This is a genomic window from Lacrimispora sp. BS-2, from assembly GCF_040207125.1.
In the GTDB taxonomy this organism is placed as follows: domain Bacteria; phylum Bacillota; class Clostridia; order Lachnospirales; family Lachnospiraceae; genus Lacrimispora.
In genome coordinates this window covers 176,889-193,270 of sequence record NZ_CP157940.1, presented here as the reverse complement: position 1 = coordinate 193,270, position 16,382 = coordinate 176,889, and the positions used below count along the sequence as shown (strand labels likewise).

Below are 16,382 nucleotides of genomic sequence, written 5' to 3'. Positions count from 1 at the left end.
TCATCGTTCAGCCATTTGCATAACTGAACTTCGGCTTACTTTTCCCGGTTTACCAGCATACGGATCAGCTCTTCCAGAAATTCATTCTGCCCTGGAAGCTCATGGAGACAGGAAACCGCCTCTTCCGAAATCTTCTCCACATCCTGCTTCGCCTTTTTTAGTCCCTCCAGGGTTACATAGGTGGTCTTATGGTTCTTTTCATCGCTGAGTACAGGCTTTCCAAGAACCTCTTCGCTGCTGGTCAGATCCAGGATATCATCCTGTATCTGAAATGACTTCCCAAGGCAGGAGGCCATGTTTTCCACCACTTTCAGCTGTTTTTCATCCCCTCCGCCGAGAACGGCTCCGATCATCATGGCGGCCTCTATAAGCGCCCCAGTCTTCAGCCGGTAAATAAAATCAAGCTTTTCCCTTGGAATGGGCTTTCCTGCCAGCTCCACATCAACGGTCTGACCGCCTATCATTCCAAAGATCCCTGTTTTTTCTGCCAAAATCCCCATGCACCTGGCGACCAGATCCGGTCTGTCCGTCATGGAAAGGGCTTTTGCAGCTGTCTCCATGGAGTAAATGAGCAGGCCATCTCCTGCCAGCACCGCCATGTCATAACCGAACTTGACCCATGCCGTAGGAAGCCCCCGGCGCAGGGTATCATTATCCATGCAGGGAAGGTCATCGTGGATCAAAGAGGAGGTATGAATCATCTCAATCGCCGCCATAAAAGGCTCAATCTCTTTCCCCTGGCCGCCGAATAAGCGGTAGGTTTCTTCCATCAGCATGGGACGAAGCCTCTTTCCTCCGGCCCTGACACTGTAATCCATTGCCGCCAGCACCGTACTCTGATAGCCCTCCACCGGAGGCAGGTAGTTTTCTACAACACGCCCCACTTCCTCTGTACGGGCAGAAAACATTTCATTAAAGTTCATGTTCCTCACCATTTTCCTCTAACACGATAATCTTTTTTTCAACTTTATCTATTTTTTCATTGCAGAACTTTACCAGCTTCATGCCGGTCTCATAATACTGGAAGGATTCCTCCAGGGAGCTCTCTCCGCTTTCCAGTTTTTTAATGAGCTCTTCCAGCTCTCCAAATGTCTCTTCAATGGTTTTTTCTTTTTTTGCCGCCATAAATCAGGTTCTCCTTATTTCCTGTCTCCATGAACTTCGTCACGCCGGCCGCCAAATTAACCGGATTCCGCCGGGGTAACGCGGGAGACAACAGCCTCCATGCTTCCATCCCTAAGCCTCAGCCCTATCCTGTCACCGGCTTTTACCTGCTTCACCGAATCGATCCGCTTATCATTTTCATCGGTCACAAAACCGTATCCGCCTCCCATCCTCTTTAAAGGGGATTCTGCTTCCAGGCGGCTGATAAAAAGCTCCAGCCTGTGTCTGTCCCGGACTGCCTGCTTTTCTATGAGCTGTTTTATGCGAAGCTTTCCTTCTTCCACCCTTGCACGGTCAGAGGCCGCCTTGGACAGAATAAGGCTTTTTAGCTTGTCCTCCATGTCCACAAGCCTTTGCCTGCTTTCATGGATACTTCGCCTGGGGTCATATAGTTTTAGTTTTAAGGCGTACTGGTTCCCATGGAACCGGCAGCGTTCCAGCTTCCTTTCCATGGTCCTTAAAAGGGTGTGGCCGTACATCTCCGCCTGTTCCTCAAACAGGCTGTAATCAAATACAGCCAGCTCTGCGGCTGCAGAAGGCGTGGGGGCACGCATGTCCGCCACATAATCCGTAATGGTCACATCGGTTTCGTGGCCTACGGCAGAGATCACAGGAGTGCTGCAGTTAAAAACAGCCCTTGCCACAACTTCCTCATTAAATGCCCACAAATCCTCAATGGAACCGCCGCCCCTGCCTACGATCAGAACATCAAGCCCCATCTGGTCCAGGGTTTCGATTCCTTTTACAATGCTTTCCTTTGCGCTCTCCCCCTGGACAAGGGCCGGGTAGAGATAAAGCTGCACATAAGGGTTTCGTCTGGCCGATATATTCATAATATCCCGGATAGCCGCTCCGGTGGGAGCTGTCACGATTCCTACGGTTTTCCCGTACTTTGGAATGGGTTTCTTATATTCAGGGGCAAACATCCCCATCTCTTCCAGTTCATCACGCAGTTTCTGGAACCTTTCAAACAGGTCACCGATTCCTTCTTTTGTGATCTCCTGGGCATAGAGCTGGTATCTTCCGTCCCGCTCATAAACCTCCACGCTGCCCTTTACCACCACCTGCTGCCCTTCCTCCAGCTTAAAAGCAAGTCCTTTCCTGTGCCCGGCAAACATCACTGCCGCCATAGACGATTTCCCGTCCTTTAAGGTAAAGTAAATATGGCCGGAAGTATGGTACTTGCAGTTGGAGACTTCGCCCTTAACGGAAATCCGGTTCAGGGCAAAATCCTGGGCAAACATATCCTTAATATAGGCATTGACCTGGGTAACGGAATACACACTTGCCATATATTACACCAGCTTTGCCAGGACTCCGTTAATAAATGCCGGAGCTTCATTCCCGCCGTACTTTTTAGCCAGTTCCACAGCCTCATTGATGGCTACCTTTTCCGGCACATCTTCATCAAATAAAATCTCATACAGAGCCAGGCGGAGAATGGTAAGTTCAGCCTTACCCATACGTTTTGTCTTCCAGCCTTCGGCTACTTCATTGATCTTTGAATCCAGTTCAGGGATTCTGACCATAACGGACTCTGCCCTTTCTCTTAAATAAGCAGCATTTTCTTCACTCATATCCACATCATGGATGATCTCCTCTACGCCCTCGGCGTTTAAATCATCCTCTTTTGGTTCCTCAAAATATTGAATAAGCTGCCCTGTCTTCTCCTCTGCTGGATAAAAATCCGCACAAAAGAGCATTTTAAAGCAGTGTTCGCGCATTTTACTTCTGGTCATTTCCCATGGTCCTCCTATTGGTGATTTTCTGGACATTTGGAATTATTATACCTTACCAGGGTTTTTTATACAATAGAAACTTTGCTATTCTCCAAAAACCGCCGGATATTATCAAGCACTTTTTCGCTTAAAAGCCCAAAGGCCTGCCTGGTTCTCCCGGCCGAAGCATTGACGCAAAACACCCTGGGATGCTTTAAAAGTTCTCCATCTCCGGCAGCTCCCGCCGTATCGCAGGCAAACCGGTTGTCACCGGCCTCCAGCCAGTTTTTTAAATCCTCCGGTTCAAAAGCAGGCCCAATGGATGTATTAAACAGGATCTTTCCATTTCCAAGCCTTTTGAATTCTTCTTCGTGCAGAAGGATCACATTCTTATTTAAGCAGGTAAATACCACTTCACTGCCCTCTAAAAGCTCTCCTAACGGGCGGTACCCGATTCCTTTTTCCTCGTACTGGGGCTTTCTGCTTCTGCTGTAATAGGATACATCCGCTCCCAGAAGCTTTAAAGCATTTCCGACCATCCCGCCGGAAACACCCATTCCTACAATTCCTACCTTTAATCCGGTGATTTCTACCGGCATATCCTTCCACATGGGCCTGTCATATCCATGAAGAAAGCGCACCAGTTCACAGATTGCATATTCCACCACTCCAACATCGCCGTAATCGCGGATCCCGTAAACCGTAATCCCGTGCTGTTCCGCATAAGCGATGTCAACGTTTGCGCTTTCCTTTGAATAAAGGCTGCAGCACATCCCAACATACCTGATATTGGGACATCTTTCAAAGACATGCCGGCTGATTTTGGAGGTGTAGCTTAAAAGCACCCCATCCGCATCTCCGATTCTCCTTACGATCTCCTCGTCATCACTGGGAATATCCTGGTACATCACTACCTGTTTTGCATAGTGGAAAAGCTCTTTCTCCGCTTCTTCCACCAAGCTTACCGGCTCTATGGCAACCAACTTCTCAAACATCTTCTTATCCTCCGTTAAGCGGATATTCGCAATCCGCAGACTTACTTGATTGGATCAAGCGGATATTCGCAATCCGCCTTGCTACTTGATTCGGTTAAAAAACAATGGGTGACACAATATTCTGCAGAACAGCCACCACACTCCAACCGGCAATGGCACTGGTGCTTGAATAAATATCCACAACAGCCTTCACACCTTCGATTTCCGCAGTGATCTTATGATCATCCCCAATCATTCCCGGAACACTGTGAATGTTCACTCTGGTTTTCTCCGGTCCGACAGTTGCCAGGGAAGACGCTACCGCAACATTTACCTTTGTAGGAAGAAGCCCGATCGCCTCTTTTGCATTGCCGTCAAACACCATGGTGCTTTCTTCATCGGTCATTAAATGTTCCTCAAAAAGAGGGGTATTTCTTAAGGATTCCGGTCCTTTTCTTGTCTCGATCCCGGCTGTGGCCTCTCCCATGAGAGAAACCGTACGGAGCACATCAAAGCCGCCCACCGCTCCTGATGCGATGTGCACCCTGGTATTATGTTTAACGGCCGTGGCCTTCACTTTCTCATAAAATTCCTTATCCGCAAAAGCACCAATAGACAGCACAATGAGATTGCAGCCATTTGACAGGATCTTCTCCGCCATGTCCTTAACCGAAGTTCCGGATGCCGCCTCAGCGATGTAATCCGGTTTTAATTCCAGCAGTTCATCGATTCCAGAACAGGAGCTGCAGCAAACTTCCTTAGCAAGGGCATCTGTCTTTTCCTTTGTCCTTCCAACGATCCCAACCAGCTCATACTCCGGCAATAAGCCATCTCTCCATGCTCCTGCAATAATCCCTCCAAGATAACCGTTTCCAATAATTCCAAGTCTAAGCTTATTCATGCTTTTCTCCTTTTAGTAATTTTAAAAACATTAAATTTCATTATACCTGAAATGAACAGGACTTTCAAGGAGTGCCGGCCCCCATGGTTCTTCTGCAGAGCCTAAAGCTGGAATGTAAACTGATTCTTTCCTTTTCTCTTTGCCTGATACAATGCCTGATCAGCCCGTCTTAAAATAGCGTCGTATTCCGTCTCATTTTCTCCTACCAGGGTGATCCCAATACTTGCATGTATGGTTCCGGAGGCGTGGAACGCATTTAATATCCGTCTTGCAATGGTCTCAGGCTGTTTTCTCCCGCCTAAGCCGTACAGCCAGACGCAAAACTCATCTCCCCCAAAGCGGACAATCACATCCTCTTCTCTTGTACAGGCGCTCAAGATCCGCCCTGCCTGGGTCAAAACCAGATCTCCCTTATGATGGCCGAAGGTGTCATTAATTTTCTTGAAATCGTCAATATCAAGAAACATACAGGCATAAAACCTCTTTTTCCCTCCGCCTTTCATTCTCTGCTCCACCAGTTTTCTTGCTGTTTCTCTGGTATAAACGCCTGTTAAATAATCCTTTTGCGCCTGTTTTGTTTCCTTTTTCCGTAAATAGATAATACAAATAAGAAGAAAGACCGTACAGGCCACCATGGCCGCTGAGCTTGCAATAAAGATATCAGACCGTCTTCTGATCTTGTAAAGAACACTATCATAGCCTTCCACTTCCACCAGGGAAGCCACCATCCAGTCTTCAACTCCTGCAGGCTGATAAGAAAGAAGCTTTCTGCTGCCCCCCTGATAGTAGGTGGCATACCCGGAAGAGCCGCTTTCTACCGTCTTTTCCATCTGCTCCAAAGATTGTCCTTCCCTAAATTCCATGGTTTTCAGTATATCAAAAATATTGGCATAATTTTCGTACCCAGGGAACGGGATCACCAGTTCTCCTGATTTTGTGAATACCAGACTGGCACCATTTGGGCCTGGCTCTACACTATTTAAATACTTCCCCAGTTCTTCAGAGGTATACTCCATACATGCCGCCCCTTCTGCCCTGTCCCCTCTTATGACCGGAACAGTCAGAACAATTCCGCCCAGCCCGTTAAAGTCTTCCGGAGGCAGCCTGAAAACACTGTTTTCTCCCTTTAATGCTCTCTGATAATCAATGCGCGCAGAAACATCCTGGGATTTATTGTTTCCATAATACATGATTCCCTGCCCGTCGGAAATTCCAAACCGTAAGCCCTCCCTTTTAAAGGCCTCTGTTTTTTCCTGCCATTTCTCTTTTTCCGTTCCCTCCGGCATATCACTGTATGCAGAAAACACCTCCAGCATTTCAAACCTTTCCCGGATTATTCTCTGAAGATAGGCTGATGCCTCGTCATTCTCCCTCTTTAAATCCTGGTAAGCCTGTTCTGCCAGGCTTTGTTCCACCTCTCTGAAATAATAAATGTTTAAAGCGAATATCCCCATAATTACCGATACCACCAGACCAAACAAAGTCATAACCCTCACCGAGTAGCGGTCTTTCTCCCTATCAGTCATCATATATGAAAACACCTGTCCTTTAAGAATTCTTTGATATATTTGGAGTTCATTCAATAATTTTTCTCATTTGAACGCAAAGAAAAGCGGGGGCCTGAACCTTTTCCCGGTTCGCCCCCGCGATAGACCTTTTTTATCTATTTATTCTCATCCAATGCTACACCGGCAATCCGGATGTTTACATCCAGAACCGTCAAGCCTGTCATGTTCTCAATGGCGTTCTGCACCTTCTCCTGGACTTTCTCACTGACGGTAGGTATGCTGTAACCGTATTTGATGTTTAAGGATAAATCCACGGATACATGTTCTTCTGTCAGTTCCACCTTAACACCCTTGGATAAATTTTTCATGCCCAGCTTTGCCACCAGCTCATTGGTGATATTGCCGGCCATGGAATCCACACCTTCTACCTCGGTTGCTGCAAGACCTGCAATGATAGCCACCACATCGTCTGCAATCTGTACTTCGCCAATTTTATCTTTTTCATATACCTTGTGAGTATTTCTGCTTTCCATTTCTGCCACAGCGATTCCCTCCTGTACTCATATTTGTATACTAATGAATCAACTGGATATGCAGGCATATCCGCCTGATTCACAAGCTGGAGATTGAAAGATGTCTTACTTTCAACCATTTAGGTTCTGGAATCATTATAGCAAAACTGTCCACAGTTTGCAAAGGCTTTTTACTCTTCCAGTTTCATAAGGGTGATTACGATATTTTCCGCCCCTACTTCGGTTTTCCTCTTAACGATGTCCTCAATCTGAGCACGCTGAGGATCTGAGATGCTGGAAGCGTTGATGACAACATCCACTTTTCCGCTGGAAATGCTGACCACAGGATCTGCAAATCCTTTGGCAAGCAGAAGGGTTTCTGCTGCATTTTCTTTTTCAGCAATCGCCGTCATATCGATCATTTCCTGAATGGCCTGCTGCTTTGCGGCTTCCTCAATGTTAGGATTGTTAATTAAGTTCATTAAGGTATCCTTATTCTTTGCCCTTACCTGCTCTCTGTTTAACTGTACACTGGATATGTATTCTGATACGTTCATTCCGCTGGTAAGCACTGCTTCTCCAGGATTGTCAAGGCCGGTTGGGGCTGCCTGTGTCTCATTAGCTGCCAGATCTACAGATCCATCACTTTCTAAAGCTGTATCTGTACTTCCTGCTGCCAGTTTATCAATATCCTCAGCATCCTGGTCAAGACTTGCAATTTCCTGACTGTTGTCACTGCCGGTAAGGGACTGGTTTTCCGCAAAAATATCTTCTTCAGAAATATCAGTCATTCCAGCCTCATAGACGTCTGTCCCGGAAGCGGCCTCCTGCTTTCCTGCATAGTTTAAATATCCAGCGGCAGCGATCATAACGGCTAAGGTGGTGATAATAATCTGGTTTCTTCGGAACAGTTTCTTCATATCCATTTTCTTTGGGGTTTTAGGGACCTTGGGTTCATTGCTTGTTTTCCAAATTCTCATACATGACACTCCTTTTTATTCCACCCTCTTTAATACTTTTATTTTATGTGGGGGCAGGTTAAATAATGCTTCCATGGCACCGGAAATTTCAGCTTTTACCGTTGGACTGCCTCCGCCCTGGGCACTGATGATAATTCCTTCTATTTCCGGACGTATCTCCTTCTCCACAATGGGAGATGTATTTTCTCCTGAACCAGTCAGAATTGTGTTTTCCTTGCTCTCTGCGCTGGTGATCTTTCTGGTTCCTCCGGAGCTGTCCTTTTCCTCAGTAGATGAATCCGAACTGTCCTTATCGACCCGGAGTACCTTCTCCTCTGAGGATTTCAGCACGATCATAACTTCTACCTGACCGACCCCATCCACGGTTTTTAAGATTTTCTTCACCCTCGCCTCCAATTGCTCCTCATAGGTCCGGTCTGTTCCTGCAAGGGCAGCCATTTGCGAATCCCCAGGCTCTGTCACAATCCCTTGCTGCAATGTCGTCTGGTTTTTGCTTTCTGCTGTCTTTTCTACCCTGGCAGCCATACCCGAACCGGAGGGAAATGTAAGGATCAGGATAATCATTCCAATCGCCAGCAGGATCAGCCATTTATCCTTTCCCATCTTCCATTTGAATTTCAATATCCTGTTCCTCCAAATCATAATATTCCGCAATCCGTCTTCTAAGACCAGAAAGCCGGGAATTTTCTTCCTGCTTCTGTTTTCTCACGTCCTCCTGTGCCCTGTCGTCAACTTGTTCCTGTTCCGTACCGGCTATTTTCACTTCTTCCACTTCCGGTACTTTTTTTACCGGCATCCCCCCATTTCCGGAAACCGCAATATCTTCCGTCTCCTTTCCGGTTCCTCCCGATGACAAAACCATGGTCACCCGCACTACATGGCCAAAGGTACTGCTTTCCTGATCCTTGTCAATCTCCGCCCTGGTCTCCCTGCAGGTAAAACCGTCGGTCTCAGCCATGGTCTTTAAATCCGTTCCAACCGCTTCCTCATATCTGGCAATCATGCTCTCCAGCCTTTTGCCTTCCATATCTGAAAGCTTCCCTGTCAGCTCTCCGGCTTCCTTTTTAAGGCTTATGGACTCAAAATAGTAAGCAATTGTATCATCAAGCCTCAATCCCCCTGTAATAGGCTTTAACACCAAAAGGATCAGAACCATGCCGGAAAATAATTTTATGTATTTTTCATATTTTTTATTTGGCAGGAGGTTTCCCACCACGGTTATAAAAATCAGGTAATAGGTTATATTACGTATCCAGCTAAACAATTCTTCCATGCCACTCACCCTGTATAATAGGTCACATTGGTAGAAGCGCATACAAGCGCTATGGTAACAACAAAGAGGATCACAGCGGAGGCCGCTACAGATAAAAGCATTTTATGGCCTTTTGCCATTTCAGAAATACAGGAAACAATCCTTTTATCACAGACAGGCTGCAAAAGGGCGGCAACGCACTGATATAAAACCATCAGCACTGCCAATTTAAGCAAAGGAATCACGGAGAGGATAAGGAGTATGATAATACCGGCCGCGCCAATGGTATTTTTTATAAGTACCCCGGACCCCAGCACCATCTGGGCAACCGAGCTGACTCCCTGGCCGATTCCCGGAATGGCTCCGATCAGCTTCTGAACGGCCCCTGTCTTTATGGAATCCACATAGGGCAGAACCATGGACTGTATAAGATGGAATCCAAGCACAACTCCTACCAGAGTCTTTAGGCTCCAGGAAACCACCTGTTCCAACAGCTCCGTAAGCTTTGAAAGCATTTCTTCCTTTGCAATGTGGCCTGCCATGACTAAAAGGGCATAAACTCTTATGAGCGACAAGAGCACCTGTCCCAAAAGCCACTGGGCGGCAACGATGACAAATAATGTGAACTCATAAGAAGCTGCCGCCGATGCACTGCTTCCCGCAAATGCCGCCGCCAGGAAATAGGCAGGCATCAATACCTTTGTAAAATCCAGGATCTGCCCCACCACATTTGCCGTGATGGTAACGCTGGTGAAAAAACTGGCCGCCAGATAGGTAAATAAAAGCAAATAGGTGACAAAAAATCCGGTTTCTGAAATCTGGCTTCCAGTAAATACGCTGGAGAAATTGGAAAACACAGCTCCAATGATTCCAAGCACCATGATCTGTCCCATCATATGTCCGCTGTTTCTTATTTCTCCCATCAGCAGATCTTTAAGAGCTTTTCCGGCCTGTCCCATAACCTCGTTTAATTTTCCATCCATCAGATCCTTCATAAGCTCTTTAAAGGAAAGGTTCATGCCCTGGTTCCCCTTTGCCTGGTCCAGAAATTGCTGGATATCCGTTAAATCATATTGATCCAGGTCTAAATTTTCCGCCGGGGCTGCTGCTTCCTTTCCCGGAGATGTTTCCGCTCCCAGGCTGTCCTTACAAAAAAACAGTACTGTCAAAAGGCACATCAGGAAAAAGGCGGTTCTTTTCATGGTCTTTCTCCCTTCTGTCATGATAAAAATACCTGCAGCGTCTGGATCAGCGCAAGGAGAATGGGCATGCTGACAGCCAGAACGGACAGCTTTCCAAATATCTCTATCTGAGTCCCAACGGCTCCATATCCGGCATCCTTGCATATCCCGGCGGCAAATTCTGCGATATAGGTAATTCCTATCATCTTCACCAGAGTGGATAAATAGATGCTGTTGATCTTAATATAGGACTGGATCTCCTTCATGGTATCCAGAATGGTGGTAAGCTTTCCTATGCCGTAAAAAAAGATAAAAAAGCCCGCCGCCATGACCAGATAGGTCCCGTATTCCCCTTTCATTCCCTTTAAGGAAACTGCTAACAGCACCGCTACAATTCCTGTTATGGCTATGGTTACTACGGTCATGCGCTCACCTACAATGCAAATAAATTTTTAATGGATTCAAATAACTGATAAATATAAGGCACCAGCCAGAACAGCACCAGGATCAGCCCCGCGAGGCTTGTTAAGAATGCCTGTTCTTCCCGCCCACTGTGTTTTAATACCTGGCAGATGACGGAAACCAGGATTCCAACTGCTGCAATTTTAAAAATCAAATTGACCCCCATGCTATCCTCCTTAATACATAACGATTGTTAGGAATAAACCGCCCATGATACCCAGGCTGGTATAGAGGCGGCTTTTCTCCTGCTTATGTTTTCTCAAATAACCGATTGTTAAGTCCAGCTGCTCTAAGTATAAAAGAATATTCCGCTCCTGCATGTCCATATCCAGGTACCCCAAATGCTCTCCCAGGCCTTTTAAATTCTGTTTGTCCTCTTTTGATAAGCAGACTTCTCTGGGAAGCTTGTCAATTTCCTCCTGCCAGACGGTATAAAAGGATTCCCTCTGTTGTGAGGAAAGCCGTTCCGACACGTGCTCAAACAAAACACCGATCTCCCCCCCGGCCTTTCTGCCGGCCTGCTCGAATGCCTCCGTCAGCGGGGAATTGGCATAAACAATCTCACCCTTCAGAAGAAAAATCATTTTACGAAGTTTCTCAACGGTCTTTAAATGCTCGTTCCATTGGGCCGCCATAAAAAATCCCAGGCCGGAGCATGATATAATGACCAGAAGAGCTCCTAATATCCGCAGCCACGTATTATCCATAAGCCATGCACTCCTGCCTGTCCCACCGCATTCCCATCTGGTGCACCTGTGCCTTGTAGAGCTGTGTTCCCCTGGAATCATAAATCTGGTCAATGTTTCCGATCCTTCCCAGGTTATTTAACACCACATATCTCTCAAAGATCCGCTCTTCCACCAGCTTTCTTAAAATCGGCTTCTGCTTTAAATCATCTATCGAGTTCCCATGAACCGTGGCAATCAGCTTGCAGCCGCAGTTCATCACGTATTCCATTGCTTCCAGATCCTCCCGGCTTCCGATCTCATCTACGGCGATCACCCTGGGAGACATGGTCCGTATCAGCATCATCATCCCTCTTGCCTTTGGGCAGCAGTCCAAAATATCGGTACGGATTCCCAATTCATTCTGAGGGGTCCCCTGATAACAGGCCCCAATCTCAGAACGTTCATCAACCACCCCTACGGTAAGGCCTGCATGCTCCTCAGAACCGTTGGAAACCTGGCGGATCAAATCTCTTAACAAAGTGGTCTTCCCGCATCTGGGAGGGGAAATGATCAGAGTGTGATAGATTTCTCTCCCTTCCTCATAAAGATAGGGCAAAACCACAGAGGCGCAGCCCTTCACCTGATGGGACAGCCGGACGTTGATAAAGGATATGTATTTCATGGCCTTAATTCCGGATTCGTCTAAAATGGTCTTTCCAGCGATTCCGATCCGGTGTCCTCCCTGAATGGTAATGAACCCCTGTTTCATCTCTTCTTCAAAGGCATACAAAGAATAATTGCTCATGTACTCCATGGTTTCCTTAAGCTCATTTTTCAAGACTATATAGGCGTCCTTTCCTTCTTTGCTCAGGGAACCCCTGGGAGTCACATAATACTCCTCATTCCGGTATACCATTAAAAGAGGAGCCGCTACCCGGAGCCTGATTTCCTGAACCTCGTCGAAGCTGACGGTCACCTGGTTTAAAATTTCTCTTATGCTCCTGGAAAATATATTGATTAGCTCGTCTTTCCTCTCCACCTTCATCCCTCCTCTTACCTCAATATATGTAGGGTGGGACAAATTATGACTGAAAAACTTTTGGCTTGCTGAAAGGCATTTTAATACGCCGGGCATAAAAAAAGAGCTTATTCTGATGATCCTTACGAAACATCGGAATAAGCCCAAAGATGATTTGATTTTGATTTAATTCCCTAATACTCTTCTGACTGAAACAACCGGCATAAAATCCACGGAGGATATTTTAATCCCATCCTTTGGACCGCTTGCATGGATCAGCTGATTCTGCCCTATGTAAATACCGGTATGACCTATGTAAGATACGATATCGCCAGGCCGGGCATTTTCAATTCCGCCTACGTCAATTCCTGCTTCTCCCTGGGCCTCAGAGGTCCTTGGAAGGTTAATGCCAAATTGCTTATAAACGCTTAGCACAAATCCGGAACAGTCGGCGCCTGATGTAAGGCTTGTCCCGCCATATACATAAGGATTTCCAAGAAACTGTTTTGCAAAAGAAACAACCTGATCCCCTGTTCCTGCCGGAAAATCCGGTCCTGTCTGGGAAAAATCTTTTCCGGGACCAGCTCCAAGGCCAGCTCCTGGGCCAATCTGCTGCTCAAAGGGCGGCGGAGCCACAATGGGAATCACCGTATTGGCGGCCATATCTGCTCTGGCAGTAAAATGATTAGCGGCCATAAATACCAGGCCTGTAAACAGGGTTGCGATCCACTTTTTTCTTTGCATTGTTCTTCTCTCCTGATATGATATTGTTATATGCCCATATCCGCTGCATCTTCGGATAAGAATCTGTGGTATGTGGCGTGATTTCCATGAAATTTAATATAATAACGGTAATTATCCATAGATGAATCCTCAAAAAATATGATGTAATCGAAATCTTCTTCCTGAGACTTCAAACAGATAACCTTGCCGTCGGCAAATTTATGAAAGACCTTCAAGATATCTTCTAAAGTTGTATTCGGTTTTTCTACGGTTTCAATGAATTCCTTTAAGAAACCATTGTCCTTTTTATGGTAATATACGTATTCAATTCCTTCCGGCGGAATCTCAAAGCAAAAGCGTTCCTGGCTTTTTGTGATTCTGATTTCTCCCAAATGCTCTTTTACATATTCCTTAAAGCCTTCCAATGCGGCTCTTGTTTCCTCAGGAGAGCCTTCGCGTATTTTCAGTATCTTCATCAATGGACGTCCAGGATAGTAGAAACGAATCGGTTCTTTCTCATATCCTAATTTTATCTGCACTTCTTTTATTGAATTCATGAGCATCTGCTCTAAGGCATCATATTGCATATTTATCACTCCAGTCATTTTCCAGTAGTGTCCATGTCAAGCGGATATTCGCAATCCGCGCCCCTGCTTGCTCACAGCGTGCCCCGCTTCACCGGGCATAACTGACAAGCAGTTAGCGCTGCCTGTCAATTAATTATACTGTTACAGATGGGACATGTCAAGGTTTCAGAACACAGGAAAGATGCTGTTTGCCGCCGGTCAATCGGCAGCAAACAGCATCTGAATCTCAATTTCTTATTAAATAATCAAAAGCACTTAATGAAGCACTGGCCCCAGATCCCATTGCAATGACAATCTGCTTATAAACACTGTCCGTGCAGTCTCCTGCTGCAAAAACTCCAGGCAGACTGGTTGCATTGCGGTCATCAACAATAATCTCACCAATGCGGTTGCGTTCAATGGTTTCACCCAGCCAGTCCGTATTGGCGATAAGACCGATCTGAACAAATACCCCCTGCAGCTCCATATGATGGACTGCTCCAGATTCACGTTCCATATAAGTAATGCCGTTTACCTTATCAGTTCCGGTAATTTCTTTTGTTTGAACGTTCTTTAAGACTGTTACATTAGGCAGACTGTAAAGGCGCTTCTGGAGAATTGCATCCGCTTTCAGCTCAGGCATAAACTCAAATACCGTTACATGGCTGGCAATTCCTGCAAGATCGATAGCAGCTTCAATGCCGGAATTACCGCCTCCGATCACTGCCACCTGTTTTCCTTTATAAAGGGGGCCGTCACAATGGGGGCAATAAGCAACTCCCTTATTCTTAAATTCCGCCTCTCCCGGTATCCCAACATTCCTCCAACGGGCTCCCGTGGAAAGGATCACCGCCTTGCTTTTTAAGACAGCGCCGTTTTCCAGTTCCACCTCAATGAATTCTTTTCTTTCCAGGCGTCTGGCACGCTGTGCATTCATAATATCTACATCATAATTACTAACATGCTGCTCCAGGATTTCTGCAAACTTGGGACCTTCGGTGTATCCTACGCTGATCAGATTTTCAATTCCCAGTGTCTCTCTCACCTGACCGCCAAAGCGTTCAGCAACAACCCCTGTGCGTATGCCCTTGCGCGCCGCATAAATGGCTGCGCTGGCTCCTGCAGGACCGCCTCCGATTACAAGGATATCAAACGGTTCTTTCTTCTCAAACTCTGAAATATCAGGCCCGCTGCCTAATTTTCCAAGAATCTCTTCCAGTGTCATGCGCCCGCCGCCAAAAAACTCACCATTTAATAAAACCGTAGGCACAGCCATTATATTTTTACTCTCCGCCTCATCTTTAAAGGCTGCACCGTCGATCATGGTATGGGTAATGCCGGGATTTAAAATGCTCATCAGGTTAAGGGCCTGCACCACCTCCGGGCAATTATGGCAGCTTAAGCTGATATAGGTTTCAAAGTGATACTCACCCTTAATACGTTTCACCTGGTCAATTAATTTACCGTCAACTTTGGGAGCTCTTCCGCTTACCTGTAAAAGAGCCAGTACCAGGGAGGTAAATTCATGGCCCAAAGGAATGCCTGCAAACGTGACCCCAAAGTCTTCTTCCATACGGTTAATGCTAAAGCTGGGAGTTCTGGGCAGTTTTACCTGTTCTGTCTTAATTCCCGGTGACAGGGCGGTCAGCTCATCCATCAGAGCCATCATGTCTTTTGATACACTGTCAGATCCTGCGCTGATTTTAATCAGCACATCGTTTTCCAGAAGCTGGAGATACTCAGCCAGTTGATTCTTAATATCCGCATCCAGCATCATAAGCTTTACTCCTTAGATTTTCCCTACCAGGTCAAGACTTGGTTTCAGTGTGGCTCCGCCCTCTTTCCATTTTGCCGGGCAAACCTCGCCAGGGTTGCTCCTTACGTACTGGGCAGCCTTGATCTTATCAATAAGAATGTTCGCATCGCGGCCAATGTTTCCGGCGTTGATCTCTACTGACTGAATGATGCCGTCCGGGTCAACGATAAAAGTACCACGGTCCGCAAGTCCATCTGCTTCGATCAATACGTCAAAATTGCGGGAAAGTGTATGAGAGGGATCTCCAATCATGACATAGGTCAAGTTGCGTATTTTATCTGAATTGTCATGCCAGGCCTTGTGGGTATAATGAGTATCCGTAGATACGGAATAAACTTCAGCGCCCAGCTTCTTGAATGTCTCATAATTGTTCTGCAAATCTTCCAGCTCCGTTGGGCAAACAAAGGTGAAATCCGCAGGATAAAAGCAGATAATGCTCCACTTCCCCTTAAAATCTGCCTCTGTTACCTCTACAAACTTTCCGTTGTGATACGCCTGCGCTTTGAATGGTTTTACTTCTGTTCCGATTAATGACATAATAATTTACCTCCTATGATTTTATATTTTAATTAAATGTTAACTTATCAGGAGTTTCCGTTGTTTCTATGGGCGGAAACTGTACTTTTTTCCGTGGAGGCCAGGCCCCCGGGAAAACAGCTGTGCGGCTGTGTGTAGGTTTGACATGTGGCAAAACAAATAAGAATATTTGCATTACCTAATTGATAATTAATATCAGTAATAATTACTATTATCAACTACACTTATAATATAATATTATTCCCTGATTGTCAATAGGCATTTCCAAAAATATCAATTCTTTTTCATGTTTAAATAATACATAGGGTATGTAATTAAGAAACATATAAGACCCTTAAAGTTTTTTGCTTGACATTACACAATATGCAATGTTGCAATTCATGTAATGATATCACAGGAATA

20 protein-coding genes are annotated in these 16,382 nt (G+C 46.0%); all 20 read right to left on the bottom strand.

Going from position 1 to position 16,382, the window contains the following annotated elements; translation table 11 throughout:
• Window positions 1–35: 35 nt before the first annotated feature.
• The 20 genes from ABFV83_RS00940 to ahpC all read right to left on the bottom strand — a co-directional run bounded on the left by ABFV83_RS00940 (window position 36) and on the right by ahpC (window position 15,980).
• Window positions 36–923: a polyprenyl synthetase family protein gene (locus tag ABFV83_RS00940; protein ID WP_349947006.1), complete on the bottom strand. Its 888-nt coding sequence runs from the start codon at window positions 921–923 to the stop codon at window positions 36–38.
• On the bottom strand, window positions 913–1,125 hold the full coding sequence (xseB, locus tag ABFV83_RS00935) for an exodeoxyribonuclease VII small subunit (RefSeq protein WP_013273837.1): 213 nt from the start codon (window positions 1,123–1,125) through the stop codon (window positions 913–915). Before xseB ends, ABFV83_RS00940 begins: the two co-directional genes overlap by 11 nt.
• Before the next feature lie 56 nt (window positions 1,126–1,181).
• On the bottom strand, window positions 1,182–2,456 hold the full coding sequence (xseA, locus tag ABFV83_RS00930) for an exodeoxyribonuclease VII large subunit (RefSeq protein WP_349947004.1): 1,275 nt from the start codon (window positions 2,454–2,456) through the stop codon (window positions 1,182–1,184).
• Window positions 2,457–2,459: 3 nt separating this feature from the next.
• Window positions 2,460–2,903 (bottom strand): transcription antitermination factor NusB, encoded by a 444-nt coding sequence (gene nusB, locus ABFV83_RS00925; RefSeq protein WP_025234595.1) that lies wholly within the window; start codon window positions 2,901–2,903, stop codon window positions 2,460–2,462.
• Window positions 2,904–2,968: 65 nt separating this feature from the next.
• A complete protein-coding gene (locus ABFV83_RS00920; protein ID WP_349947002.1) occupies window positions 2,969–3,877 on the bottom strand; it encodes an NAD(P)-dependent oxidoreductase in 909 nt (302 codons plus the stop codon).
• A gap of 94 nt (window positions 3,878–3,971) precedes the next feature.
• Complete coding sequence (locus ABFV83_RS00915) at window positions 3,972–4,757, bottom strand: aspartate dehydrogenase domain-containing protein (protein WP_349947000.1); 786 nt, start codon at window positions 4,755–4,757, stop codon at window positions 3,972–3,974.
• Between the two features lie 101 nt (window positions 4,758–4,858).
• Window positions 4,859–6,286: a diguanylate cyclase gene (locus ABFV83_RS00910; protein ID WP_349946998.1), complete on the bottom strand. Its 1,428-nt coding sequence runs from the start codon at window positions 6,284–6,286 to the stop codon at window positions 4,859–4,861.
• A gap of 134 nt (window positions 6,287–6,420) precedes the next feature.
• Window positions 6,421–6,798, bottom strand: a complete 378-nt coding sequence (locus ABFV83_RS00905; protein ID WP_349948842.1) for an Asp23/Gls24 family envelope stress response protein — start codon at window positions 6,796–6,798, stop codon at window positions 6,421–6,423.
• 170 nt (window positions 6,799–6,968) lie between these two features.
• Complete coding sequence (locus ABFV83_RS00900) at window positions 6,969–7,757, bottom strand: SpoIIIAH-like family protein (RefSeq protein WP_349946996.1); 789 nt, start codon at window positions 7,755–7,757, stop codon at window positions 6,969–6,971.
• Between the two features lie 15 nt (window positions 7,758–7,772).
• On the bottom strand, window positions 7,773–8,399 hold the full coding sequence (locus ABFV83_RS00895) for a stage III sporulation protein AG (protein ID WP_349946995.1): 627 nt from the start codon (window positions 8,397–8,399) through the stop codon (window positions 7,773–7,775).
• Complete coding sequence (locus tag ABFV83_RS00890; RefSeq protein WP_349946993.1) at window positions 8,347–9,030, bottom strand: stage III sporulation protein AF; 684 nt, start codon at window positions 9,028–9,030, stop codon at window positions 8,347–8,349. Before ABFV83_RS00890 ends, ABFV83_RS00895 begins: the two co-directional genes overlap by 53 nt.
• A gap of 5 nt (window positions 9,031–9,035) precedes the next feature.
• Window positions 9,036–10,211, bottom strand: coding sequence for a stage III sporulation protein AE (locus tag ABFV83_RS00885; protein WP_349946991.1), 1,176 nt, complete (start codon window positions 10,209–10,211; stop codon window positions 9,036–9,038).
• Window positions 10,212–10,228: 17 nt separating this feature from the next.
• Window positions 10,229–10,615, bottom strand: coding sequence for a stage III sporulation AC/AD family protein (locus ABFV83_RS00880; protein ID WP_349946989.1), 387 nt, complete (start codon window positions 10,613–10,615; stop codon window positions 10,229–10,231).
• An 8-nt stretch (window positions 10,616–10,623) separates the two neighbouring features.
• A complete protein-coding gene (gene spoIIIAC, locus ABFV83_RS00875; RefSeq protein WP_013273849.1) occupies window positions 10,624–10,818 on the bottom strand; it encodes a stage III sporulation protein AC in 195 nt (64 codons plus the stop codon).
• A gap of 10 nt (window positions 10,819–10,828) precedes the next feature.
• A complete protein-coding gene (locus ABFV83_RS00870; RefSeq protein ID WP_349946987.1) occupies window positions 10,829–11,359 on the bottom strand; it encodes a stage III sporulation protein AB in 531 nt (176 codons plus the stop codon).
• On the bottom strand, window positions 11,352–12,359 hold the full coding sequence (gene spoIIIAA, locus ABFV83_RS00865; RefSeq protein WP_349946985.1) for a stage III sporulation protein AA: 1,008 nt from the start codon (window positions 12,357–12,359) through the stop codon (window positions 11,352–11,354). Before spoIIIAA ends, ABFV83_RS00870 begins: the two co-directional genes overlap by 8 nt.
• A 165-nt stretch (window positions 12,360–12,524) precedes the next feature.
• Window positions 12,525–13,082: a C40 family peptidase gene (locus ABFV83_RS00860; protein WP_349946983.1), complete on the bottom strand. Its 558-nt coding sequence runs from the start codon at window positions 13,080–13,082 to the stop codon at window positions 12,525–12,527.
• Window positions 13,083–13,108: 26 nt separating this feature from the next.
• Complete coding sequence (locus ABFV83_RS00855) at window positions 13,109–13,648, bottom strand: DUF3877 family protein (RefSeq protein WP_349946981.1); 540 nt, start codon at window positions 13,646–13,648, stop codon at window positions 13,109–13,111.
• A gap of 226 nt (window positions 13,649–13,874) precedes the next feature.
• Complete coding sequence (ahpF, locus tag ABFV83_RS00850; protein ID WP_349946980.1) at window positions 13,875–15,404, bottom strand: alkyl hydroperoxide reductase subunit F; 1,530 nt, start codon at window positions 15,402–15,404, stop codon at window positions 13,875–13,877.
• A gap of 12 nt (window positions 15,405–15,416) precedes the next feature.
• Window positions 15,417–15,980, bottom strand: coding sequence for an alkyl hydroperoxide reductase subunit C (gene ahpC / locus ABFV83_RS00845; RefSeq protein WP_349946978.1), 564 nt, complete (start codon window positions 15,978–15,980; stop codon window positions 15,417–15,419).
• Between the last annotated feature and the right edge of the window lie 402 nt (window positions 15,981–16,382).